Origin of the sequence: Methylophaga sp. UBA5088 (assembly GCF_002414625.1) — a bacterium.
Classification (GTDB): domain Bacteria; phylum Pseudomonadota; class Gammaproteobacteria; order Nitrosococcales; family Methylophagaceae; genus Methylophaga; species Methylophaga marina.
Window position 1 is genome coordinate 1 of sequence record NZ_DIAC01000115.1, and the last position, 210, is coordinate 210.

A 210-nucleotide genomic window follows, 5' to 3' on the forward strand; every position below is an offset into this window, starting at 1 on the left:
AAATCTGCAGGTGTTTTATCGACTTTTTGTTCTGTTGTTGGCACAGACTCTGTCACACTTTTCGCTTTTCCTGGTGTATCGACTGAAAAATAGGCTAATGTCAGGCTGGTGATAAAGAAGATTGTTGCCAGCACAGCACTCGCACGACTTAAAAATGAAGCCGAACCTTGGCTGCCAAACAAGCTGCCTGAGGCACCACCGCCACCACCA

At 47.1% G+C, this 210-nt stretch carries 1 protein-coding gene; it reads right to left on the bottom strand.

The genetic code is table 11. The features are described 5' to 3' along the window. Positions 1–210 (bottom strand): preprotein translocase subunit SecG (gene secG / locus B4K20_RS14555; protein WP_289283461.1); only part of this gene is annotated, 210 nt, incomplete at both ends.